This window comes from Microbacterium sp. PI-SA-G, from assembly GCF_057215335.1.
Genome location: NZ_CM170103.1, coordinates 15,831 through 37,184 on the forward strand (window position 1 = coordinate 15,831; position 21,354 = coordinate 37,184).

General features: G+C 68.0%; 26 protein-coding genes and 1 tRNA gene. 17 read left to right on the forward strand and 10 right to left on the reverse strand.

The genetic code is table 11. The features are described from left to right. Nucleotides 1-26: 26 nt before the first annotated feature. The 12 genes from AC2D10_RS00065 to AC2D10_RS00120 all read left to right on the forward strand — a co-directional run bounded on the left by AC2D10_RS00065 (nt 27) and on the right by AC2D10_RS00120 (nt 12,114). On the forward strand, nt 27-1,046 hold the full coding sequence (locus AC2D10_RS00065; protein WP_484709698.1) for a hypothetical protein: 1,020 nt from the start codon (nt 27-29) through the stop codon (nt 1,044-1,046). Next, nucleotides 1,046-2,608 carry an efflux RND transporter periplasmic adaptor subunit gene (locus AC2D10_RS00070; RefSeq protein ID WP_484709700.1) on the forward strand — a complete coding sequence of 521 codons (1,563 nt, stop codon included), beginning with the start codon at nt 1,046-1,048 and terminating at the stop codon, nt 2,606-2,608. The genes AC2D10_RS00065 and AC2D10_RS00070 overlap by 1 nt, the downstream gene beginning before the upstream one ends. Continuing rightward, nucleotides 2,605-3,282 carry an ABC transporter ATP-binding protein gene (locus tag AC2D10_RS00075; protein ID WP_484709702.1) on the forward strand — a complete coding sequence of 226 codons (678 nt, stop codon included), beginning with the start codon at nt 2,605-2,607 and terminating at the stop codon, nt 3,280-3,282. Before AC2D10_RS00070 ends, AC2D10_RS00075 begins: the two co-directional genes overlap by 4 nt. Nucleotides 3,283-3,380: 98 nt before the next feature. Continuing rightward, a complete protein-coding gene (locus AC2D10_RS00080) occupies nt 3,381-4,619 on the forward strand; it encodes an ABC transporter permease (protein ID WP_484711776.1) in 1,239 nt (412 codons plus the stop codon). 128 nt (nt 4,620-4,747) lie between these two features. After that, on the forward strand, nt 4,748-5,581 hold the full coding sequence (locus AC2D10_RS00085; protein ID WP_484711777.1) for a ParA family protein: 834 nt from the start codon (nt 4,748-4,750) through the stop codon (nt 5,579-5,581). Beyond that, nucleotides 5,565-6,395 carry a segregation and condensation protein A gene (locus AC2D10_RS00090; protein WP_484709703.1) on the forward strand — a complete coding sequence of 277 codons (831 nt, stop codon included), beginning with the start codon at nt 5,565-5,567 and terminating at the stop codon, nt 6,393-6,395. Before AC2D10_RS00085 ends, AC2D10_RS00090 begins: the two co-directional genes overlap by 17 nt. Further along, entirely contained in the window at nt 6,385-6,987 is a 603-nt protein-coding gene (gene scpB, locus AC2D10_RS00095) for an SMC-Scp complex subunit ScpB (RefSeq protein WP_484709704.1), read from the forward strand. The genes AC2D10_RS00090 and scpB overlap by 11 nt, the downstream gene beginning before the upstream one ends. Further along, entirely contained in the window at nt 6,984-7,772 is a 789-nt protein-coding gene (locus tag AC2D10_RS00100) for a pseudouridine synthase (RefSeq protein WP_484709705.1), read from the forward strand. Before scpB ends, AC2D10_RS00100 begins: the two co-directional genes overlap by 4 nt. After that, nucleotides 7,769-8,902 carry a prephenate dehydrogenase gene (locus tag AC2D10_RS00105; protein WP_484709708.1) on the forward strand — a complete coding sequence of 378 codons (1,134 nt, stop codon included), beginning with the start codon at nt 7,769-7,771 and terminating at the stop codon, nt 8,900-8,902. Before AC2D10_RS00100 ends, AC2D10_RS00105 begins: the two co-directional genes overlap by 4 nt. Further along, on the forward strand, nt 8,895-9,578 hold the full coding sequence (gene cmk / locus AC2D10_RS00110) for a (d)CMP kinase (protein WP_484709709.1): 684 nt from the start codon (nt 8,895-8,897) through the stop codon (nt 9,576-9,578). The genes AC2D10_RS00105 and cmk overlap by 8 nt, the downstream gene beginning before the upstream one ends. Continuing rightward, the gene (der, locus tag AC2D10_RS00115) at nt 9,571-11,091 is read left to right on the forward strand and encodes a ribosome biogenesis GTPase Der (protein WP_484709712.1); all 1,521 of its coding nucleotides are present in this window, start codon (nt 9,571-9,573) and stop codon (nt 11,089-11,091) included. The genes cmk and der overlap by 8 nt, the downstream gene beginning before the upstream one ends. A 69-nt stretch (nt 11,092-11,160) precedes the next feature. After that, on the forward strand, nt 11,161-12,114 hold the full coding sequence (locus AC2D10_RS00120) for an NUDIX domain-containing protein (protein WP_484709714.1): 954 nt from the start codon (nt 11,161-11,163) through the stop codon (nt 12,112-12,114). 45 nt (nt 12,115-12,159) lie between these two features. Here AC2D10_RS00120 and AC2D10_RS00125 read toward each other — a convergent pair whose 3' ends face one another. Genes AC2D10_RS00125 through AC2D10_RS00145 form a run of 5 tightly spaced genes read right to left on the reverse strand, consistent with a single transcriptional unit; the run spans nt 12,160 to nt 15,815 of the window. Beyond that, nucleotides 12,160-13,611 carry an HNH endonuclease signature motif containing protein gene (locus tag AC2D10_RS00125; RefSeq protein ID WP_484709717.1) on the reverse strand — a complete coding sequence of 484 codons (1,452 nt, stop codon included), beginning with the start codon at nt 13,609-13,611 and terminating at the stop codon, nt 12,160-12,162. 36 nt (nt 13,612-13,647) lie between these two features. Further along, nucleotides 13,648-14,034: an RNA-binding S4 domain-containing protein gene (locus tag AC2D10_RS00130; protein ID WP_484709719.1), complete on the reverse strand. Its 387-nt coding sequence runs from the start codon at nt 14,032-14,034 to the stop codon at nt 13,648-13,650. Next, on the reverse strand, nt 14,027-14,734 hold the full coding sequence (locus tag AC2D10_RS00135) for a lysoplasmalogenase family protein (RefSeq protein WP_484709720.1): 708 nt from the start codon (nt 14,732-14,734) through the stop codon (nt 14,027-14,029). Before AC2D10_RS00135 ends, AC2D10_RS00130 begins: the two co-directional genes overlap by 8 nt. Before the next feature lie 8 nt (nt 14,735-14,742). Beyond that, the gene (locus AC2D10_RS00140; RefSeq protein ID WP_484709721.1) at nt 14,743-15,195 is read right to left on the reverse strand and encodes a hypothetical protein; all 453 of its coding nucleotides are present in this window, start codon (nt 15,193-15,195) and stop codon (nt 14,743-14,745) included. Further along, nucleotides 15,192-15,815, reverse strand: coding sequence for a GNAT family N-acetyltransferase (locus AC2D10_RS00145; protein WP_484709722.1), 624 nt, complete (start codon nt 15,813-15,815; stop codon nt 15,192-15,194). Before AC2D10_RS00145 ends, AC2D10_RS00140 begins: the two co-directional genes overlap by 4 nt. A gap of 105 nt (nt 15,816-15,920) precedes the next feature. On the opposite strand from AC2D10_RS00145, the gene AC2D10_RS00150 reads away from it, so the two are divergent. Next, nucleotides 15,921-15,997: transfer RNA gene (locus AC2D10_RS00150), tRNA-Pro, on the forward strand. Between the two features lie 115 nt (nt 15,998-16,112). Here AC2D10_RS00150 and AC2D10_RS00155 read toward each other — a convergent pair. The 3 genes from AC2D10_RS00155 to AC2D10_RS00165 form a co-directional block, all read right to left on the reverse strand. Next, nucleotides 16,113-17,357, reverse strand: a complete 1,245-nt coding sequence (locus AC2D10_RS00155) for a tyrosine-type recombinase/integrase (protein ID WP_484709724.1) — start codon at nt 17,355-17,357, stop codon at nt 16,113-16,115. 65 nt (nt 17,358-17,422) lie between these two features. Further along, nucleotides 17,423-17,722, reverse strand: coding sequence for an ImmA/IrrE family metallo-endopeptidase (locus AC2D10_RS00160; protein WP_484709725.1), 300 nt, complete (start codon nt 17,720-17,722; stop codon nt 17,423-17,425). A 163-nt stretch (nt 17,723-17,885) separates the two neighbouring features. Continuing rightward, the gene (locus AC2D10_RS00165; protein WP_484709727.1) at nt 17,886-18,188 is read right to left on the reverse strand and encodes a hypothetical protein; all 303 of its coding nucleotides are present in this window, start codon (nt 18,186-18,188) and stop codon (nt 17,886-17,888) included. Nucleotides 18,189-18,291: 103 nt separating this feature from the next. Between AC2D10_RS00165 and AC2D10_RS00170 the strand changes: the two genes are divergently transcribed. Together AC2D10_RS00170 and AC2D10_RS00175 are read left to right on the forward strand one after the other, a co-directional pair. Further along, nucleotides 18,292-18,558, forward strand: coding sequence for a helix-turn-helix domain-containing protein (locus AC2D10_RS00170; protein ID WP_484709728.1), 267 nt, complete (start codon nt 18,292-18,294; stop codon nt 18,556-18,558). A gap of 89 nt (nt 18,559-18,647) precedes the next feature. Then, entirely contained in the window at nt 18,648-18,842 is a 195-nt protein-coding gene (locus AC2D10_RS00175; RefSeq protein WP_484711778.1) for a helix-turn-helix transcriptional regulator, read from the forward strand. A gap of 15 nt (nt 18,843-18,857) precedes the next feature. On the opposite strand, the gene AC2D10_RS00180 is transcribed toward AC2D10_RS00175, so the two are convergent. Together AC2D10_RS00180 and AC2D10_RS00185 are read right to left on the reverse strand one after the other, a co-directional pair. Beyond that, nucleotides 18,858-19,463 (reverse strand): hypothetical protein, encoded by a 606-nt coding sequence (locus AC2D10_RS00180; RefSeq protein ID WP_484709730.1) that lies wholly within the window; start codon nt 19,461-19,463, stop codon nt 18,858-18,860. Nucleotides 19,464-19,595: 132 nt separating this feature from the next. Continuing rightward, on the reverse strand, nt 19,596-20,204 hold the full coding sequence (locus tag AC2D10_RS00185) for a hypothetical protein (RefSeq protein WP_484709732.1): 609 nt from the start codon (nt 20,202-20,204) through the stop codon (nt 19,596-19,598). A 26-nt stretch (nt 20,205-20,230) separates the two neighbouring features. Between AC2D10_RS00185 and AC2D10_RS00190 the strand changes: the two genes are divergently transcribed. Together AC2D10_RS00190 and AC2D10_RS00195 are read left to right on the forward strand one after the other, a co-directional pair. After that, nucleotides 20,231-20,992: a BRO family protein gene (locus AC2D10_RS00190; RefSeq protein ID WP_484709733.1), complete on the forward strand. Its 762-nt coding sequence runs from the start codon at nt 20,231-20,233 to the stop codon at nt 20,990-20,992. 62 nt (nt 20,993-21,054) lie between these two features. After that, on the forward strand, nt 21,055-21,354 hold the full coding sequence (locus AC2D10_RS00195; RefSeq protein WP_484709734.1) for a hypothetical protein: 300 nt from the start codon (nt 21,055-21,057) through the stop codon (nt 21,352-21,354).

Here is a 21,354-nt window from a genome sequence, read left to right on the forward strand (position 1 = left end):
TCGTCGGCTGCACAAAGGAGTCCCCCATGCGTTCCACCGGTCCTCTTGTCGCGCTCGCGGCGACCGCAACGATGTTCGTCCTCGCCGGCTGCTCCGGCACCGCCGGCGATGACGGCCTCAGCTACGAGGACTCCCCGCTGACGAAGTACGTGACCGCCGCCTACGGCGGAGATCTCTCGCCCGAAGAGCAGCAGAAGCAGATGGAGGAGAACCAGCGGGAGATCGAGGAGCTGGTCGCCAAGTGCATGGCGGACGAGGGGTTCGAGTACGCACCGAACACGGATGCCGGCGGAATGGTCATGTCGGACGCCGGCAACGAGTGGGAGCCCGAGAAGCGCGAGTGGGTCGAGAAGTACGGCTACGGCATGGTGAGCAGTCCCTTCAGCGAGCAGCAGGCGGAGGAGTCGGCTGAGGAGTACGTCGATCCGAACCAGGAGTACGTCGAGTCGCTGTCCGAGTCGGAGCAGACCGCCTTCTACGAGACGCTCTACGGAGTCACCCCCGAGGAAGACGAGCTCAGCGAGGACGGCAGCTACGAGTACCGGTGGGAGGATGCCGGATGCCAGGGCGCGGCGCAGCACGAGGTCGATGGCGAGGATGTGTGGCAGAGCGACGAGTTCGCTGACCTCCGCTCGAAGATGGAGGAGCTCTGGACGTCGTCGCAGGAGTCGCCGGAGCTGGCGGATCTGAACGCCGAATGGGCGTCGTGCATGGCCGACAAGGGCGAGCCCGGGTTCTCGGCTCAGAGCGAGGCCGCGCAGTCGATCAGCGACGAGCAGACCGTGATCTACGACAAAGCCTTCGGTGATGGGTCCGAGCCGGTCGACACGGAGTCGGCCGACTTCGTCGATCCCAACGAGAGCCCCGAGATGAAGGCGCTGGGTGAGCGCGAACTCGAGCTGGCACTGGTCGACCTCGAGTGCCGCGAGAAGACCTCGTACACCGAGGAGTCGCTGAAGCTGCAGTTCGCCCGCGAAGAGAAGTTCATCGCCGACAACAAGGCCGAGCTCGACGCGTTCAAGGCCGCCGCCGAGCAGAGCAAGTGATGCGCGGCGACGACACTCCGACCACGGAGCTGCCGGCCGAGCTGACTGAAGGCGTAGAGAAGGCGCCGGACGACGACGTCGACACGACGCGGGTCAGCGGCTGGAAGCGGGTGCTGCGGGGCAACCGCACGCTGTGGATGGTCGCATTGGCCGCCGTGATCTTCCTGGTGGCCGGGCTGCTGGTGGGCCGGTTCGTGTTCTCGCCCGACTCGTCGAGCGCCGATGCCCCCGAAGCCGGTCTGGTGACCGTGCCGGTGGAGTTCGGTCCGCTCAGCAACGACGTCACCCTGCGCGCGGACGTGGGCTATGCCGACGCCGTCGAGGTCAAAGTCGACACCTCCGCGCTGTCGGGCGCGGCCGTCGTCACCGGTCAGGTGCCGGAGGTCGGTGCCACGCTGAACCCGCTCTCCGTCGCGCTCGAGGTGGTGGGGCGCCCGGTGATCGTGCTTCCGGGAGAGCTCCCGGCATACCGCACGCTTCGCTACGGCGTCTCCGGGCCGGACGTGATCCAGCTCAAGCAGGCTCTGGTGGGTCTGGGCATCGACACCGGAGATGTGGCATCGAACGTCTTCGACGAGGCCACCGCCGCGGCCGTGGGGCAGCTCTACGCACAGGTGGGCTACCCGGCACCGGCGCCCGAGGACGGGGCGTCCGACGCCCTGCGCTCCGCTGAAGAGGCCGTGCGCAGCGCCCAGAGTGGCGTCTCACAGGCGCAACAGACCTTGAACACGGCGGGCGCCGGCCCCAGCAAGGTGGAGAGCTTCCAGGCCGACGTGAAGGTCGCGCAGGCCGAGCAGGAGCTCGCGAACGCGAAGGCCTCAGGCGCCGGCGTGCAGGAGGCCGAATGGGCCCTGCAGACGGCTCGACTCGAACGTGATCAACTCTGGGCGGCCAAGAACACCGGCAGTGAGAAGGCAGCACTGGATGCCGCACGAGCCCAGGCGAACTCCGCCGATCAAGCGCTTCAGGAAGCCCGACAGGACGTGCTGCCATACCTGCCGTCGAGTGAGGTGCTGTACCTCACCGAGCTTCCTCGCCGCGTGGATGCGGTGACAGTGGAGCGCGGGTCCGTGCTCTCGGGTGCGGCGATGACGGTCTCGGGTGCTACGGTCCGTCTCACCGGGGCCGCTGCCGAGGCCGACGCCCGGCTGCTCAAGGTGGGTGCCGAAGCCTCCTTCGAACTGCCGGACGGGGCGCAGACACGCGCGGTGATCGCCGAGTTGAAGCCCGGCAAGGACGACAAGGGCCGCTGGGAGGTGCTCCTCGACCCCGACCCGCTGACGCCCGAGCAGATCACGTTGCTGCAGGGGAACAACGTGCGCGTGCGGATCGCGGTGGGCGCGACCGAGGGAGATGTGCTGTCGGTGCCGCTCGCCGCGCTCACGGCCGGGCCCGGCGGTGAATCGCGGATCGAGGTCGTCGACTCGGATCCGCGTGACGGCAAGGACGCGAAGACCCGGATCGTCGTGGTCGAGACGGGACTGGCCGCGACCGGAGCCGTCGAGGTGCGACCCGTCGACGACGAACTGGTCGAGGGCGATCTGGTGGTGGTGGGCCGGTGACGCCGGAGCCGCTCGTCGAGCTCCGTGACGTCACCAGATCGTTTCCCGGCCCTCCCGAGGTGCAGGCGCTGAAGGCGGCGACGCTGTCGGTGGCGCCGGGCGACTACATCTCGATCGTCGGGCCGAGCGGGTCCGGAAAGTCCACGATGCTCAACCTGCTGGGGCTGCTGGATCGCCCCAGTGTCGGGGAGTACCGGCTGGCCGGCTCGCTGACCGGCGACCTCAGTGACGACGAGCGTGCCGCCGTGCGGGCGCGTTTCATCGGCTTCGTCTTCCAGTCGTTCCACCTGCTGCCGCGCCGCACCGTTCTCGACAACGTGCTGCTGCCGATGCTGTACAGCGGTGTTCCGCGCCTCGAGCGGGAGTCGCGGGCGCGGGAGGCACTGACCCGCGTCGGGCTGGCTCATCGCGTCGACTTCCTCCCGGGGTCGCTCTCGGGCGGTGAACGCCAGCGCGTCGCCGTCGCCCGAGCGGTCGTGAGCGGCCCGCAGCTGCTGCTCGCCGACGAGCCGACGGGCAACCTCGATCAGCGCACGTCCGGCGAGGTGATGGAGCTGTTCGAGGAGCTCAACGACGACGGACTCACCTTGATCGTGATCACGCACGACGATGCGGTCGCGCGACGTGCGCGGCGCAGCATCCGGATCACCGACGGCCGATTGAGCGAGCTGTGAAGCGTCTGTCGTGGCGGCGCACCAAAGGCCGCGCGGTGGGCGAGGAGCCGGCTCAGGCTTCCGAGCCGGACAAGACTTCCGAGCCGGATCAGTCCCTCCTGCCCGCGGTGGCGCACGCCGACCGGTTCACGTTCCAGGATCTGGTCGCCGAGGCCACCGCAGACATCGGCTCGCGCCCTGCTCGTCTGGTGATGACGATTCTCGGAACGGTGCTCGGCATCGCGTCTCTGGTGGCCACGCTCGGGTTCGCCCAGACGGCCGCTGCCCAGATCGCGCGACAGTTCGACGGCGTCGCCGCGACGCAGGTCGTCGTCACGGCGGCGAAGGCGCAGTCGGGAGCCCAGAACACGACGGTGGCCGCGGGCCGTCTGCCATGGGATTCGCCCGCCAGGGTCGCCCTACTTGCGGGTGTCGACAGCGCCGCTCTCATCGGCGAGGTCGAGCTGACGGAGGGGGAGACGATCACAGCCGTGCCGGTGAACGACCCGTCGGCGCCGATCGCAGCGTCTCCGCGACTGTTCGCCACCACCCAGGATCTGCTCGACGCGGCAGAGGGTGCGCTTGTGACCGGTCGCTTCTTCGACGAGGGCCACGACGCGCGTGCCGATCGGGTCGCCGTGCTCGGACAGCGTGCCGCCGAGCGGATGGGGGCCAACCGCGTCGACTCGCAGCCGTCGATCTTCATCGCGGGAGTGCCGTATGCGGTCATCGGGATCGTCGACGGGATGGACCGGCGGTCGGATCTCGTCGACGCGGTGATCATCCCGCAGGGGGCGGCGCGCGCCGATTTCGGACTCACGGCACCCAGCGAGCTCGCCATCCACATCGTCGTCGGCGCAGGACCGCAGGTGGCGAAGCAGTCGGTGCTGGCGCTGCAGCCAGACGACCCCGATTCGCTCGAGGCCCGAGCTCCCGCGGGGGCGTCCGACCTCAGCCAGAACGTGCAGTCCGACGTCAACGTCGTGTTCCTGATCCTCGGGGTGATCGCGCTCCTGGCAGGAGGACTCGGCATCGCGAACGTCACCCTGCTGTCGGTCATGGAGCGGATCGGCGAGATCGGCCTGCGTCGTGCTCTGGGCGCGACCCGTCGGCAGATCGGCGCGCAGTTCATGTTCGAGTCCATCGTGATCGGGTTCATCGGCGGGATCATCGGGGCCGCGGTCGGCGTGGTCGGTGTGATCGTCGTCGCCGTGGTGCAGGGATGGGCGCCGGTCACCGATCCGCTCATCGCCGTCGCCGGAGCAGTGCTGGGCGCACTCGTCGGCTGGGCATCCGGGTGGTATCCCGCTCGCCGTGCGGCGCGCATCGAACCCGTCGCCGCACTGCGCGGAGCCTGAGCGCGGGCGCGCCGGGACGACGAGGAAGGGGCTGGCCGCTACAATCGATCAAGCACGAGGGAGCAGGAGAATCGGTGGCTGACAGAGCGAAGTCCAGGGCGAAGGCACAGAAAGCCGACGACACTCCCATGGGACCCACCGGCCGCCCGTATCACGGCTTCGACACTCCTGCACCGTTGACATCGCACGGTCCCGCGCGGATCATCGCCCTCTGCAACCAGAAGGGCGGCGTCGGCAAGACGACGACCACGATCAACCTGGCCGCCGCGCTCGCGGAGTACGGCCGCAAGGTGCTGGCCGTCGACTTCGACCCTCAGGGCGCCCTGTCTGCCGGTCTCGGCATTCAGACCCACGACGTGCCCACCATCTACGATCTGCTGCTCGACACCAAGCGCGACGCGCACGATGCGATCGTGGCCTCCGGCGTCGAGGGCCTCGACGTCATGCCCGCCAACATCGACCTCTCCGCCGCGGAAGTGCACCTCGTCAACGAGGTCGCCCGCGAGACGATCCTCGCGCGCGTGCTGCGTCAGGTCACGGGGGAGTACGACGTCATCCTCATCGACTGCCAGCCCTCGCTCGGCCTCCTCACGGTCAACGCGCTCACGGCAGCGCACGGCGTGATCATCCCGCTCGAGTGCGAGTTCTTCGCGCTGCGTGGCGTCGCGCTGCTGATCGAGACGATCGACAAGGTCCGCGACCGGCTCAACCCCTCCATCACGATGGACGGACTCCTGGCGACGATGTACGACCCGCGCACGCTGCACTCGCGCGAGGTGCTGGAGCGAGTCGTCGAGGCGTTCGGCGACGACGTGCTCGAGACCGTGATCGGTCGCACCGTGAAGTTCCCTGACGCCTCGGTGTCGGGCGTGCCCATCACCGAGTTCGCGCCGGAGCACGCCGCCGCCCAGGCGTACCTGCGGCTGGCGCGGGAGCTGGTCGCCCGTGGCGCCGTCGCCTGACGAGAGCCTCACCGACGCGCGCCCCGAGGAGAGTTCGGGCTTCCGCGTCTCGCTGTCGAACTTCGACGGCCCCTTCGATCTGCTGCTGAACCTCGTCACGAAGCACGAGATGGACATCACTGAGGTGTCGCTGAGCGCGGTGACCAACGAGTTCATCGCGTATCTGAAAGAGCTCGACGACGACGAGGAGCTCGACCAGGCCTCGGAGTTCCTGGTGGTGGCTGCCACCCTGCTCGACATGAAGGTCGCCGGGCTCCTGCCGCAGGGCGAACTGGTCGACGCCGAGGCGGTCGCGCTGCTCGAGGCCCGGGACCTGCTGTTCGCGCGGCTGCTGCAGTATCGCGCGTTCAAGGAGGTGTCAGCGTGGTTCGCCCGGTGCCTGCAGCGTGAGGATCGCCGGCACGTGCGCGCCGTACGTCTCGATGAGAAGCACCGGCGCAAGACGCCCGAGCTGGTGTGGTCGCTCACGGTCGACGATTTCGCGGCCCTTGCGCTTCTCGCGTTCGCGCCCAAGGAGATCCCGCACGTCGGACTCGATCACCTGCATGCGCCGCTGGTCAGCATCCGCGAGCAGGCGGCGATTGTTGTCACGCTGCTGCGCGGCACCGAATCACTGAGCTTCCGCGAGCTCGTCGCCGGTGTACGGGAACCGGGGATCGTGGTCGCCCGCTTCATCTCGGTGCTCGAGCTGTACCGGCACGCGGCGTTGTCGTTCGAGCAGCTGGAACCGCTCGGCGAGCTCACGCTGCGCTGGGCGGCCGACTCCTGGTCGGACGAGACATTGGCGAGTTTGGGAGCCGACTATGACCGATGACCTGACGACGGATGCCGTCGCCGAGCCCGTGCACGACTCGCCGCTCTCTGAGCGTGTCGAGGCGATCCTGCTGATCATCGACGAGCCGATCGGCCTCGTCGCGCTGGCCGCTGCCGTGGGCGCCCCCGTGCCGGCCGTGCGGCAGACGATCGAGACCCTGGTCGCCGACTACGACGGCCACGGCGCCGGTCCGCGGCGCGGGTTCGAGCTGCGTGAGGTCGGCGGCGGCTGGCGCCTCTACGTGCGCGACGATCACGACGACCTGGTGGCGGAGTTCGTCGGAGGGCAGGCGCCCGCGCGGCTGTCGCAGGCCGCGCTCGAGACGCTCGCGGTGATCGCGTACAAGCAGCCGGTCACCCGCAGCCAGGTCGCGTCGATCCGCGCCGTCAACGTCGACTCCGTCGTGCGCACGCTGCTCGCGCGCGGCCTGATCACCGAACTGTTCGCCGACTCCGAGACCGGCGCCATCAACTACGGGACGACCGATGCCCTGCTGCAGCACCTGGGCATCAACTCTCTCGACGAGCTTCCACCGATCTCGCCGCTGCTCGATGACGGCGCTGACGGTTTTGACGAAGGGACCATCCGATGACTGATACTGCACCTCCCGAGGGCGTGCGTCTGCAGAAGGTGCTCGCCGCGGCCGGCGTGGCGTCGCGACGCGTGGTCGAGGACTACATCGTCGAAGGGCGCATCCGTGTGAACGGCGTGACCGTGACCGAACTCGGCCGGCGCATCGACCCCGAGACCGACCTCGTGGACGTCGACGGCAGCGCGGTGCAGCTCGATGTGTCGAAGCGCTACGTCATGCTCAACAAGCCCACCGGCGTCGTGAGCAGCATGCGCGACGAGAACGGGCGCCCCGACCTGCGACTCTTCACCGAGAAGTACGAGGAGCGGCTCTACAACGTCGGCCGACTCGACGCCGAGACCAGCGGTCTGCTCATCCTGACCAACGACGGCGAGCTCGCTCACGTGCTCGCGCACCCCTCCTTCGGCGTCACGAAGGTGTACATCGCCAAGGTCGAAGGCACCGTGACCGCGCAGACGATCGCGACCCTGACGCGGGGTGTGGAGTTGGAGGACGGCCCCATCGTCGCCGACAAGGCGCGCCTGCTCGACACGTCACGCGGATCGAGTCTGGTCGAGCTCACCCTGCACTCTGGGCGCAACCGCATCGTGCGTCGGATGCTCGCCTCGGTCGGACACCCGGTCATCGAACTGGTGCGTCGACAGTTCGGTCCGCTGCACCTGGGAACGCTCCCGGCGGGAAAGACGCGCGAACTGGGTAAAATCGAACTCGGCGCGCTTCTGACCCTGTCGCGTCGTGATTCCAGCGCCGCCGAGGCGCCAGGCGAGCAGCAGGAGAACGAGTGACAGAGACGAGTGTGCCCACCGGGCGACAGTCGCTCGCTGTCGCGCCCCGGCTGTCGGGCACGGTGCGTGTCGTCGGGGCCGGGCTCCTCGGATCGAGCATCGGCCACGCGCTGCGGGCCAAGGGCACCGACGTCGTCCTGACGGACGCGTCTCCTGCGCAGCTACGGCTGGCCATCGACTACGGCGCCGGGCGCGCGGCCGCCGCCGACGACCGCCCCACGCTCATCGTGGTGGCGGTTCCGCCTGACGTGACGGCCGACGTGATCCAGGCCGAGCTCGAGCGCTACCCCGACGCGGTGGTCACCGACGTCGCGAGCGTGAAGCTCGAGCCGTTCCGCACGCTGCAGTCCCGCGGCGTCGATCTCGCCCGATACATCGGTTCGCACCCGCTCGCCGGGCGTGAGCGTGGGGGAGCGATCTCGGCGCGGGCCGACCTCTTCATCGGGCGCCCCTGGGTGGTCTGCCGTGACGGCGACACCAAGGCCGCCGACCTCGCTCTGGTGGAGGCGCTGGCGCTCGACGTCGGTGCGATGCCGCTCGAGATGACGCCCGAGGAGCACGATCGCTCGGTCGCGCTCACCTCGCACGTGCCGCAGGTCGTCGCGAGTCTGCTGGCCGGACGCCTTGCCGACGCCGAGGAGGGGGCACTGCGCCTCTCCGGACAGGGCGTCCGCGACACGACGCGCATCGCCGCATCCGCCCCCGAACTCTGGGTCCAGATCCTCGGGGCCAACGCCGGTCCCGTCGTCGAGATCCTGGACTCCCTCGCCGACGACCTCCGTCAGGTCTCCGAGGCGCTGCGTGCGCCAGAGGCCCCCGGCGCCCGGCGCGTGGTCGCCGAGACGATCCGACAGGGCAACGACGGCGTCGAGCGTCTGCCGGGCAAGCACGGACAGAACCAGCGCTTCGAGTCCCTCGTCGTGATGATCGATGACACCCCCGGCCAGCTCGGGCGCCTCTTCGGCGAGCTCGGCGAACTCGGCGTCAACGTCGAGGACCTGCGCCTCGAGCACTCGCCCGGCGCGCAGTTCGGTCTGGCGGAGATCAGCGTCGAGCCGGCCGCACTGCATGGCGCGATCGCGGGTCTGCAGGAGCGCGGCTGGCGGATTGCGGGGAACACCAATGACTGACGCCACCAAGTTCATCGCGATCGACGGTCCGGCCGGTTCGGGCAAGTCGAGCGTCTCGAAGGCCGTCGCGCGTCGCCACGGCTTCGGCTACCTCGACACGGGGTCGGCCTATCGGGCACTCGCCTGGCATGTGCTCGACCGCGGTGCCGACACCGACGACGCGGATGCTGTTCTGACCGCCGCCTCCGACTTCCCGGTGCGACTCGGGCTCGACCCCGACGACCGCACTGTCCGCGTCGGCGATGCCGACATCACCGACGCGATCCGCGAATCCCGCGTGTCCGGCGCGGTGAGCGGCGTCGCCCGCGTACCCGAGGTGCGAGCGCAGGTGAACGAGCTGTTCCGCTCGCTCGTCGCCGAGTCGCCGTACCCTGCCGTCGTCGTCGAGGGCCGTGACATCACGACCGTCGTCGCTCCTGATGCGCCCGTCCGCATCCTGCTCACCGCGGCGCCCGAGGTGCGTGCCGCTCGACGCGCCGGCGAACTCGCCGGCGAGAATGCGGATGCGGTCGCCGCCGCCCTGCACAAACGCGACGCATCCGACAGCGCCGTCGTCGACTTCCTGAACGCCGCAGACGGCGTCGAGGTCGTCGATTCGACGGAGCTCGATTTCCCACAGACCATCGACGCCGTTCTCTCGGTGATCGAACGAATCCGAGGAGTACACCATGGCTGACGACGAATACGAAGGCGGCCCCGACCAGCTCGCCGAGAAGATGGAAGCGCTCGACGAGCAGCTTGCCGAGGCTCGCGCCGAGACGCTGCGCGCCGGTCTCGCCGACTACGACCTGGACGACGAGGATGCCGCTCTTCTCGCGGGAATCACGCTCGGTGAGGACGGCATCCAGTTCTTCCCGGCGCTGCCCGTCGTGGCGATCGTCGGTCGCCCGAACGTCGGCAAGTCGGCGCTCGTGAACCGCATCCTGGGCCGCCGCGAGGCTGTCGTGGAGGACACCCCCGGTGTCACCCGCGACCGCGTGACGTACAAGGCCGAGTGGGCTGACCGCCGCTTCTCTCTCGTCGACACCGGCGGCTGGGAGCCCGACGCCCGCGGCATCGACCGCTCCGTCGCCGCACAGGCCGAGGTCGCGATCGACCTCGCCGACATCGTGCTGTTCGTGGTCGACGCGATGGTCGGCGCCACGTCGACCGACGAGCACGTCGTCAAGATGCTGCGCAAGAGCGGCAAGCCGGTCTTCCTCGTTGCGAACAAGATCGACGACGCGCGGCAGGAGCCCGAGGCTGCGGCACTCTGGAGCCTCGGTCTGGGGGAGCCGCACCCCGTGTCGGCGATCCACGGGCGTGGCGTCGCCGATCTGCTCGACGCGCTGCTGAAGAAGCTGCCGGATGTGTCGGCCGTCGCGAAGGCCGAGATCGGCGGACCGCGTCGCGTCGCGATCCTCGGTCGTCCGAACGTCGGAAAGTCCTCGCTGCTGAACAAGGCGGCGGGTGAAGAGCGAGTGGTCGTCAACGAGCTCGCCGGAACGACGCGCGACCCGGTCGACGAGATCGTGGAGCTCGGCGGAAAGCTGTGGCGCCTGGTCGACACCGCCGGCATCCGCCGCCGCGTGCACATGGCGCAGGGTGCGGACTTCTACGCGTCGCTGCGTACGTCAGCCGCGCTCGAGAAGGCGGAGGTCGCAGTCGTCGTCCTCGATGTGTCGGAGGCGATCAGCGAGCAGGACGTGCGCATCATCGACCTCGTCCTCGAGTCGGGACGCGCGCTCGTGCTCGCCTTCAACAAGTGGGACCGCCTGACTGACGACGACCTGGAGAACCAGGACCGCCGTCGGTACCTCGAGCGCGAGATCGAGCAGGACCTGGCGCACGTCGCCTGGGCCCCGCGCGTGAACATCTCGGCGAAGACGGGGCGTCACCTCGACAAGCTCGTGCCGGCGCTCGAGACCTCGCTGCAGAACTGGGACCGTCGCATCCCGACCGGCAAGTTCAACGCGTTCCTCGCCGAACTCGTCGCCGAGCACCCGCACCCGCTGCGCGGTGGCAAGCAGCCGCGCATCCTGTTCGGCACGCAGGCATCGACCCGTCCGCCGACGTTCGTGCTGTTCACGACCGGATTCCTCGACCCGGGCTACCGTCGATTCATTCAGCGTCGCCTGCGCGAGCTGTACGAGTTCGACGGCACCCCGATCGTCATCAACATGCGCGTGCGCGAGAAGCGTCAGCGCTGATCGCGCGTCGCTGTTCCGGCGTATGACCGATCCGATGCCGATGCTCCTGGCCTGTGGAAGGCTGGGGACGTGACCATCGTTCCTCCCGGCCCCGGTGAGCCGCGCCGCCCTGTGGGGCCGCGCGACTCCGGGGACGCCTGGGTTGTCGCCCCGACGGGTGAGCGGTACTGGGGGCGCTACGGCGCCGCCGGGCTGCTCGTCGTCGACGCCGAGCGCGGGGTGCTGCTGCAGCATCGCGTGGCGTGGAGCCACTTCGGCGGCACGTGGGGTCTTCCCGGTGGCGCTCTGCATGAGGGCGAGAGCGCCCTCGTCGGTGCGTTGCGCGAGGCGCAGGAGGAGGCCGGCGTGCCGGACGGCGCGACGCGTGCACGGTTCACCAGCGTGCTCGAGCTCGGCATCTGGTCGTACACGACGGTCGTGGTCGACGTGTCGGTGCCGTTCGAACCGGTGATCAGTGATCCCGAGAGCGTGGCTCTGGAGTGGGTGCCGGTCGATCGCGTCGCGGATCTGCCGCTGCATCCGGGGTTCGGAGCAGCGTGGCCGATGCTGCGCGAGCTGCTTTCGGTACGACCGGCGGTCGTGGTGGATGGCGCGAACGTGGTCGGATCCGTGCCCGACGGATGGTGGAAGGATCGTGCGGGAGCGGCAACACGGCTGCGTTCCCAGCTCGCGGACCTCTCGGTGCCGGCTGACGATCTCGGCCTCGGCGGCACGATCTGGTTCCCGGAGGTCGCTCTTGTCGTGGAGGGGCGGGCGCGGTCGCTGGATGACTCGGCGGCGCAGACTTCCGCGGGAGCAGAAGCGGGCCCTGGAACGATTTCGACGTCTGCCGTCGACGTGGTGCGGGCGCCGGCTGAGGGTGATGATGAGATCGTCGCGGAAGCGGCTCGTCGCGTGGCCGACGGGCAGAAGGTGTTCGTCGTGACCAGCGATCGCGACCTGCGAGCCCGGGCGGAGAGCGCTGGAGCGCAGATCGCCTCGGTCCGCTGGCTGCGCGAGTTGATCACGCCGTCCGCGGGCTGACTGCTCTCTGATCGGTCTCTCGGGCTGGCTCTGGCCGCTGCCGCGTCAGACGAACATCACGCGCCGGGGCGGGTGATCTGCATAGTCGCGCCCGAGCGGACTGGTCCACTCGATCGCCCCGCCCGGAAGCGCGCGTGCTGTCCACCTGTGCCGGGAGTCGACATCCGGGTGCTTCAGCGCATGATGCCCCCGGCAGACGTGGCTGAGGTTGTCGAGGTGCGTGCGCCCGCCCTTCGCATGATCATGGTTGTGATCGATGTCGCATCGGTGCACGGGCATGCGGCACCCCGGGAATCGGCAGTGCTGATCGCGGGCGCGCAGATACCGGCGCATGCCTTCGGTCGGAGTGTAGGTGTCGGTTTCGGTGACCATGCCGCTCGGGTCGAGGAAAAGTCGGCTCCATCCGGTGTTCCGGCTGGCGAGATCTCGTGCGATGTCGGGATGCAGCGGCCCGTGGCCGTCGATCTCTCCGGGGCGATCATCGGCGCCGGACAGCGTCGAGGCGCCGATCGTGACCTGGATGCGCGCCTGGATCCCGTCGAGCGCGGTCCTGTGGACGGTGCCGGGGTCTGCGGCCAGCAGCAGGTCGATCAGAAGGTCGGCGCGGGTCTCGTCGAGGGTACGGCGGTCGGCCGGGATGTGCTCGACGTCGGGGGAGCGCTGCGGATGGGTCAGCGGGTCGATGAGGCCACGCAGGGGATCGGTCGTGAATGTGTCGGAGTCGCCGAAGATCACCGCGTCGTCGAAGAGGCCGTCCAGCGAGAGGTCGTCGGGCGAGATCGGATCGGGGCCGAGGTCGAGGGAGTCGGGGGAGAGGACGGGATCGAGATCGTCGCGCGTGCGGATGACCTCACGCGCCATCTGCGTGAGGCGGTCCTGGATCGCCAGGGCGAGGTGCTCCGGCAGAACGGCCGTCAGCAGCGCGAGTCCGTCGTCGAGGGAGCGCACGCGGACGGAGCGTTCTTGCTGGGCACGCTCGTGCCGATCGTTGACGGTCTCCCCGACCAGTGCCGCGGCGACCTGTCGCGCGTGCGCCCGGGTGCGGGCAGCGGTGTCGGCCTCGGCGACCACGAGAACAGCCGTCTCGTAGAGCGAGAGTGCGCCGGCATCCGCCTTCCGGTTGCGCACGGCCTCGCTGACGACGGCGCCGGCGCGCGCGATCTCGCGCACGTGTGCGGCCGAGATCGTGCCCGCCTCGAAAGCAGCGCGCACCGCGGGAAAGGACGACGCGATCGCCAGCGCATCGGCGAACGCGAAGTCCATCGAACCCTTCGGCAGATGGCCGGCCGCCGCGTACTCGGCGATCATGTCTCGGTGGATCGAGTCGCGGTGGAATGGGCTCGCTGCCACGTCGTCGTCGTGCACGGCGATGCGCTCGATGAGAAGGGTGGATGCCCGTGCTTCGAGTCGCGCGATCTCACGCCGCGTCTCGCCCCACTCGTCGAGCAGGCGCCGTCGCTCCTCGAGTTCGAGAGCGGTGTCGGCGGTTGCAGGCATGCTTCCAGCATAGAACATATGTTCGAAAAGCGGAAGCTACTCTGTGGAAAACTCGCCGTCGTGATCGTCGCGCCCGCGCAGTCGATCGATGTCGCGGCGTTCCCGTTTCGTGGGCCGCCCGGCTCCCCGATCACGCAGCCCGAGTGCGGCTTGAGGCTCGCGTTCCGGAGTGCGGTCTTCGTATGCCAGCGCGGCGACTGGTGCGCCGACGCGCTTGACGAGCAGCTGGCGTACGAACAGGATCCGGTCGAATCCGGCGATGCGAATGCGCAGTTCGTCGCCGATGCGGATGGCTTGAGCGGCCTTCACCTTGTCGCCGTTCACGCGAACATGCCCGGCGCGGCATGCGGTCGTCGCGGCGGATCGGGTCTTGTAGACGCGGATCGCCCAGAGCCAGCTGTCGACGCGCACGGACTCAGGCATCGGGACTCCTCGTCTGCAGGGCGAGCAGTGCTCCCGCGATAATCAGGCCCTGTCCGAGCGTGTAGGTGAGCATGACAGCGGGCTCGCTCCATGACGGCAGCCCGTCGGGCAGGAACAGTCGGAATGCAAGAATCGTGTCGCTCGCGAGGAAGAACGCGCCGCCTGTCGCGACGATGGCTGAGCAGCGGGCCGAGAATGCGGCGGTTCCGCCGAGCACCAGGCCGTATGCGCCCACGGCGAGGAGTAGTCCGCCGGTGTGCGGACCGAGAACGGTCAGCATCATCACCCACCATGCCGCGTAGACGAGAGCCCACCACGGCATCCGCGAGCGGGCGAGGTGTCGCGCGAAGAGCACGATGTACGCGATGTGCGCGATGCCGAAGAAGCCGAGCATGAGGGGCAACTCGGGTGCTGCAGGGAAGAAGGAGCCCGCGCTGTCGCCCAACCACGAGAACAGCAGTGCGACGAGCATGAGGGCCAGAGCGGATCGAGAGCGCACACGTCGCGCCGCCACCACGACCGCGACGGCCAGCAGCGGCATGAGCGCAATCTTGGTCGGGCCGGCCCACGCGCTGTCGATGCCGAGAAGTGCGACGTGCAGTGCCGAGACGATGATGAACGGCGCGACCGACAACACCAGCGGGGTGAGAGATGCGCGGGTCGGCTTGGTCTCGTCGGACGGGCGCGTGGCAGACGCCATGGTGGTGGTCAGGACTCCACGGTCACGTCGACGACGCTGTCATCGGCGGCGAGGTGCACGGCGGGCCAGTACCCCTCGGGGAAGTGGTCGCCGCCGTCGGTCAGGTGCAGCACGATCGTGCCGTCGGCCGAGGCTTCGATCGTGTCGACGGCGAGTTCGGATGCGGCGTCGTCGAGTTCGTCCTGCTCCGGTTCGCCCTGACTGAACCGGGTCACGACGGCGTCCGACGCGCGGCGGCGGAGCGCTTCGAAGTCGGCGATGATCTGCCGCACGCGGGGGAGCAGGACTGAGGCCTCCTCGACCGTGGTGCTCTCGAGCATGATCTCGACGTCGTCGTCACCGGCCTGCACGGTGCCGACGAACCAATCGTGCACGAGTTCCTCGCCGTCGGTCAACTCGGTCGTCGCGCGGCGCAGTGTGCCGAGCACGGGATCCTCGATGGTGGGCTGTTCATCGCTCATGGCTCCACGCTATCGGTGGGAGGGGTCGGCTGAGCGGGCGAGGACAGCTCTCGTGCGACGAGCGTCCGCCCGGGCTTCATCTCGGACGCGATCTCGAAGCCCGCGGCCAGGAACGTGCGCAGCGTGCCGTGAAAGAGATCGTTCGCGCGTTGCGAGGCGCCCCCGGTGTCGACCGGATACCCCTCGATCACGCGTGCACCGGACTCGCGTGCGAACTCCACCGCCGCATCGAGCAGGGTGCCGTTGAGCCCGATGCCGCGGTGCTCGCGTCGCACCACGAAGCACGTGACCGCCCACACAGACTCGTCGTCGAACGGTTCGCTGGTGCTGGCCGCGATCATGCGCGTGCGGGGGATGCGTGCCTGCTTCGGGCGGGGACCGATGCGGATCCACCCTGCAGCCTCCCCGTCGACATAGGCGATGATGCCCGGCGGCGGGCCGGCGTCGATCTCGGCGCGAAACATCTCCGTGCGCTCGGGCGTCGTGGTCGCGTTCCAGTCCTTGTTGCTGAGCATGGGCCAGATGCACTGGCAGCTGGCTCCGTCGCCGCCGCCCGTCAGCGCGTGCTGCACGTCATCCCACCGGTCGCTGGTTGCCCGCTCTGTCGTGATCGTTGCCATGCCGAAACGCTACGCTGGGCCTCCGACACCCCGCAACGGCTCGGTTCGCGCACGCCGCTCGGTGCGGCTAAGATAGTGGAGTTGCCTGCGCGCGAGCGCGGATAACGGGCTGTGGCGCAGCTTGGTAGCGCACTTGACTGGGGGTCAAGGGGTCGCAGGTTCAAATCCTGTCAGCCCGACCAGCAAGCCCCGGAGAACCGCAGAATCACGCGGATCTCCGGGGCTTTTTCTATGCCCGGATTTGGCCGCAAGGGCAGCCGTCTCATATTCGTCTCACATGGGAATGAGCGAGAGGCGCTAGAGGGCGCGGAGCTGGCCGAGACCGAGCGCGGCCGCACGACGTCGTTCGACGGCGTCGATAACCTCGTCGACGCGGTTCGGCCAGAGATGGGAGTACGTGTTCAGTGTCTCGGTGGCGTCCTTGTGGCCGAGCATCAGCTGCACGAGCTTCACGTCCGCGCCCGCCGCGATGGCATTCGTCGCGGCTACGTGGCGGAGGTCGTGAACCGAGTAGCCGGATGCCGACCGGACGGCTTGCCTCGCCTTGAGCCAGACCCGGTTGTACCAGTTCTTGCCATCGACGGCTGCGCCTCGCACGGTGACGAATAAGAAGTCCTCGGGATCGCGACCGGCGACGATCTCGCGGATCCCTTCGACGACGAAGTCGGCGAGCGGCAGCCACCGCTTCTCCCACGTCTTGACCGGCCCGAGCTTCCGCAGCCCGGCGCGATCGGTCGTCCACGTGCGATGAATGCGAGCGCGCTTCTGATCGAGATCGAGGTCTTTGATCTTCAGCGCCGTGGCTTCGCCGATGCGAGGTCCACTGTTCGCGAGCATGTCGAACAGCACGCCGTCGACCGGTCGTCGGGCCACCGCGGCAACGGCCGAAGAGATGCTGTCGAGCTGCACGTACGAGAGCGAGGGGAGATCGTTCTCGATGTCGCCCTCGTCGCGCGGGAACTCCACCTTGGCGAGAGGGTTACGCCCGATCCACTGCTCGGCGACGGCATAGCGCATCGCACCCCCGAATGTCGATCCGACAACGTGGCGGAGATAAGCAGCGCTCATCTTCACGGGCTTGCGGCCCCCCTCGCTGAGGTGATTGTTCTTGTCGAAGACGAACACTGCAGTGCCGGCGCGCAGCTCAGCGATCCACGCGTCGATCTGCGGGCGCGTGATGCTGCCGACTGCGCGCGAACCCCAACGGGGGAGGACGTAGTTGTCGAGCTCGCGTCGGTAGCGCCGCCAGCTCGAGTCTTTGATCCTGTTCTTCGACGCGAGCCACGCCTCGGCGGCAGCCTCGAACGTCCGCTCGCGCGCGGAGGGGTCGACGTATCGGTCGGACCGGATGTCGTCCTCGATCTCTGCGATGAACGCCTCGGCATCCGAGCGACGCGCGAACAGTCGCTTCTTCTGCAGGCCATCAGGGTCATACCAGCCGGCCTCCCATCGCGAGCCTCTGCCGAACTTCGTCGTGCGAAAGTGCTCCGGCATTGTCTTCAGCGACTTCATCTGCGCACTCGACGGGCTGATCTTGGTCACGGTCCCGTCTGGCATCGCGACCTTCGCGTCCTTTACCCACCGGTCAGTGATCCATGCCTTCGCCATCAGCCGACCTCGATGCGGTGCGCGAACTGCCCGGCGCCCATGCGCGGGTCCACATACACAGCGCCCTCGGTCCGAAGCAGGAGGCTGCGAAAGACGACGACAAGCTCATCGGGCACGTTGAGCGCGATCGCGATCGACGTGACATGACCGTTGTGATGCTGCTCCGCCTCGGCATAGGCCGCCGGTTCGATGAGCGTCTGCGCTGCCCACACATTCGCAGCGGCCTCTTGCCGTTTGCGGATCAGGCCGAAGTCAGTCGGTCGGTGGCCGAGCACGTGGTGAGCGATCTCGTGACACATGACGCCGCGGAGAACACGACCACGCATGCCGGGCGTGAGCTCGATGTGGTTGTTTCCGGGAGCGTAGCCGCTCCGGTGAGTGCCGCGGTGTTCACGGACGGTTAGGCCTAGATCGGCTGCGAGATTCCATACGTCCATGCGGGACCCCCTCGGTAAAGCATGGTTATGCGTTGTCGTAGTCGGCGTCGTTTCCTTCGGGGAACTCGTCGATCGATTCGTTCGCGACTAGTTCGTAATCCTGTGGGCGGCGTACGACACTCTCGGCCCGCTCGACCAGCTCCGAAGCCGAGAGGCCGACCGCGGATCCGATAAGGCCGATCTCGCCGAGAGTGGCGGGTGGCGATTCCTGGCGCAGGATGATCCCGATGCGGTTGATCGACATGCCGGTGTCGGAAGCGATCTGCCTGTAGGTGACGCCGGACTGTTGCACGGCCTCCAGGAGGTATCCGGCGATGAGCGCGTCCATGGGGAGCAGATTCTTAGCCACTTCGGGAGTGTACCCATTTCGGTTCACCTAGCGCAAGAAACTTGACTTTGAACCGAATTCGGTTCACGCTGGGGTTATGGACATGAACCGAATTGGGTTCACCGGTCTCGATGCCGGTGTAGCCGCAGAAGTGCGGTCGGAGATCGCCCGCAGCCGAACGGCTTCCGTGAAGGGGATCGCTGAGAAGCTCGGCATCCGACGCGCGACATTGTCGTCGCGGGTGAACGGTCATGCAGCCTTCACACCGTCTCTGCTCGCAGCGGTTGCCGCCGAGTTGGACACAACGGCCTCCGCGATCATCGCGCGAGCTGAGCGCAGGATCATCGCATCGGAAGCGGTGGCATCGTGAGCAACGTCACCGCGTTCGCCCGAGGCGCAGAACCGGAGGCCGTCGAACCTCTGAGCAGCGCCGTCGGCTTCGAGGATGTCCCGGCGATCATGTCTCCGAAGACTCTGGCCGAGGTTCTCGAGGTAAGCACGAAGACCCTCGAGCGATGGCGTGATGCCCGAGCCCGTGACGGGAAGACGGGCCCGGCCTGGCACAAGCTGCCGGGATCGAGTCTGATCCGTTACTCGCGATCCGACGTGATCGAGTGGTTCGCCGCTTGCCGTGAATCGGAGGCCGGGTCATGAGCGAGCATTTGAGCTTCACTTCGATGCTGATTGTTCAGGGTCCGGAAGCGACTCTTCTTCTCGTCGGCCAGCTGAGTCTCGCCACCTCGCTGTGTGCCGCTCCAGCCGTCGCAATCGCCGCCAGCGTCGCGGGAGCGCGAGTGGTTCGTATCCTCCTACTGGCAAGAAGGGGACTACATCCACCTCTCCGACTCGTACCTGCAAGATACGTCGAGTGGCTCGCGACCAGGCCCTACCAGGTCGGTGATTCCAGGTGATCACGACAGCAACGTTCTCCCAGTCCTTCTCGAACGCCATGCCGTTCACGACGACTGACTCTCCAGGCGCGAGGTTCGGAAGCCGCTGCACGAAGCGGCGGGTTTTCCCTGGGGCCGCAGGGTCCAGGGCGATCGCGACGTCGCAGAGATGCCCGGTGACGACGAGTTCGCGCGCATGGCCATCTCCAGCGTTCGTCAGCAAGAAGTCGAACTGCTGCACTTCGGGACGTGGGTCCAGGAGGTCAGCACGCATGTACTGCCCCTCGATCGTCAAGACTGCTCGCGGAATATCGAAGTACCGCACGACGAGCGTGACGACGACGGAGATCACCGTCGCGACCGGAACGACTGCTAACCAATCCATGTCGATCACTCTAGGAGAGGGGTTGGCATCATGATCTCCCGGTCTGGGGACCGGGTGCCCGGTGGGGTATCGGGCCAGGCGGGTCGGGACACCGTGGGGACGGATGCCCTGACCGCGTCGCTCGAGCTCCGGCTAGCTCACGTAGAGCTTGACGGTCTGCTGTCCGGGGTTCCCGAGCTCGCTCAGCCATCGCACGTCGAAGTGAAGATGGAAGCCAAACGGGAGGTTTACGACGCCGATGCGGTCAACTCTGGCGCGGGCGCTGAACTCCTCGTTGTGAATCCGGTGGTTCTCCCGGCGCTGAGGGACCTCCGGGAACGCGATCGCGATCTCGCCATCACGGGGAATGCGGTCATCGCCCCTTACGAGCTCCTCGACGTCTGCTCGCTTGAAGAGGACGGTCGAGTCGAGCGCGTCGTGGCGGCCGCGATTGGTGATCCTCGCAACGGAGGCTTCTTTGTCCCACTTCGCGACCCATTCGACGTGCGATGGGTCGGACTGCTTAGCGGACTGAGCCAAGGAGATCGCGTTCGCTTGCTCACTGAGCTGATTCGCGTGCTGGGAAATCTGGTTCGCTTCGGCAGCCTGGCGGACAGCATCCGCGGCGAGCTGATTCGCGGCCTCCGCGAGCCCGTTGGCGTTCTTCGCGCGCTTGTTCGCGACGCCGGCGAACACCCAGCCAACGAGACCGACAACCACGGCGCCCCCGACTCCGATCCACGCCGCAGTGATCTCATCCACCTGAACAGCGTAGGGGAGGAGGCATCATGAGCGCGCTCGCCGTGACCGGTGTCGTCCGCTTTCAGTTCAACGGCGACCGAGTCCGCACCGCAATGATCGGCGGCGAGCCCTGGTTCGTGGCAAAAGACGCATGTGACGTGCTCGGCATCGTGAAGTACCGCGACGCAATCGCACAGCTCGACGTTGACGAAAGGGCGTCCGCCGCCGTGGACACCCTCGGAGGTCGACAGCAGATGGGCGTCGTCAGCGAGTCGGGCCTGTTCGCGCTGATGCTCATCAGCCGTTCCCCGAAGGTGCGGGAGTTTCGCCGCTGGGTGACGCACGAGGTGCTCCCGAGCATCCGCCGCACCGGTACCTATGTCACAGAGACGCCCGAGCAGCTGATGTCCCGTGCGCTCGTGACTGCCCAGGGCATCATCGAGCGCAAGGACGAGCAGATCTCGGTGCTCACCCCGCGCGCCGAGGCATGGGACGAGCTCGCCGACGCGGGCACCGACTATGCGGTCGCGGATGCCGCGAGCATCCTGAAGCGCGCTGGTGTCGACACCGGCCCGCAGCGCCTGTTCGAGTCGCTCGCAGAGATCGGCTGGACCTACCGGGGCGAGCGTCGCCGGTGGCGGCCGTACGCGAGGGCCCTCGACAGCGGCTATCTCACTGAGCGGGCGATGCCGCCCTACCGCGACCACGCCACAGGCGACCTGGTCCCCGCAGCCCCGCAGGTGCGCATCACATCGCGCGGCCTCGAGCGACTCCGAGTGCGTCTCGGCGCGCTCGTGCTCCCCGACTGATCCCAGAAACAGCGAAGCACCCGCTGGAACGGGTGCTTCACCAACAACGAAAGGCAATGCAGATGCCTGATGACCAGAGTACCGATGAAGCGGTCGACGTGGTGGAGTTTCCGCCGCTCCCGGCCGGGCTCCACCTGAGCGGCCTCGACCACACCTCGCCCGTCCCCGCCCCGGCGAGCATCTATCCGCTCGCGCCGTGGCGCTGGGTGCTCCTGATCTGCGGCCTCTCGCTCGCGATCTTCTGCGCGATCCCCGCGATCTCCCCGCTCGAGAACGGCATGCACGTGTTCAACGGCGCCGACCTCGGCGTGCTCCTCAGCCTGGCGATGTTCGTCGCCGCATTCACCCCCTGGAAGGACTGA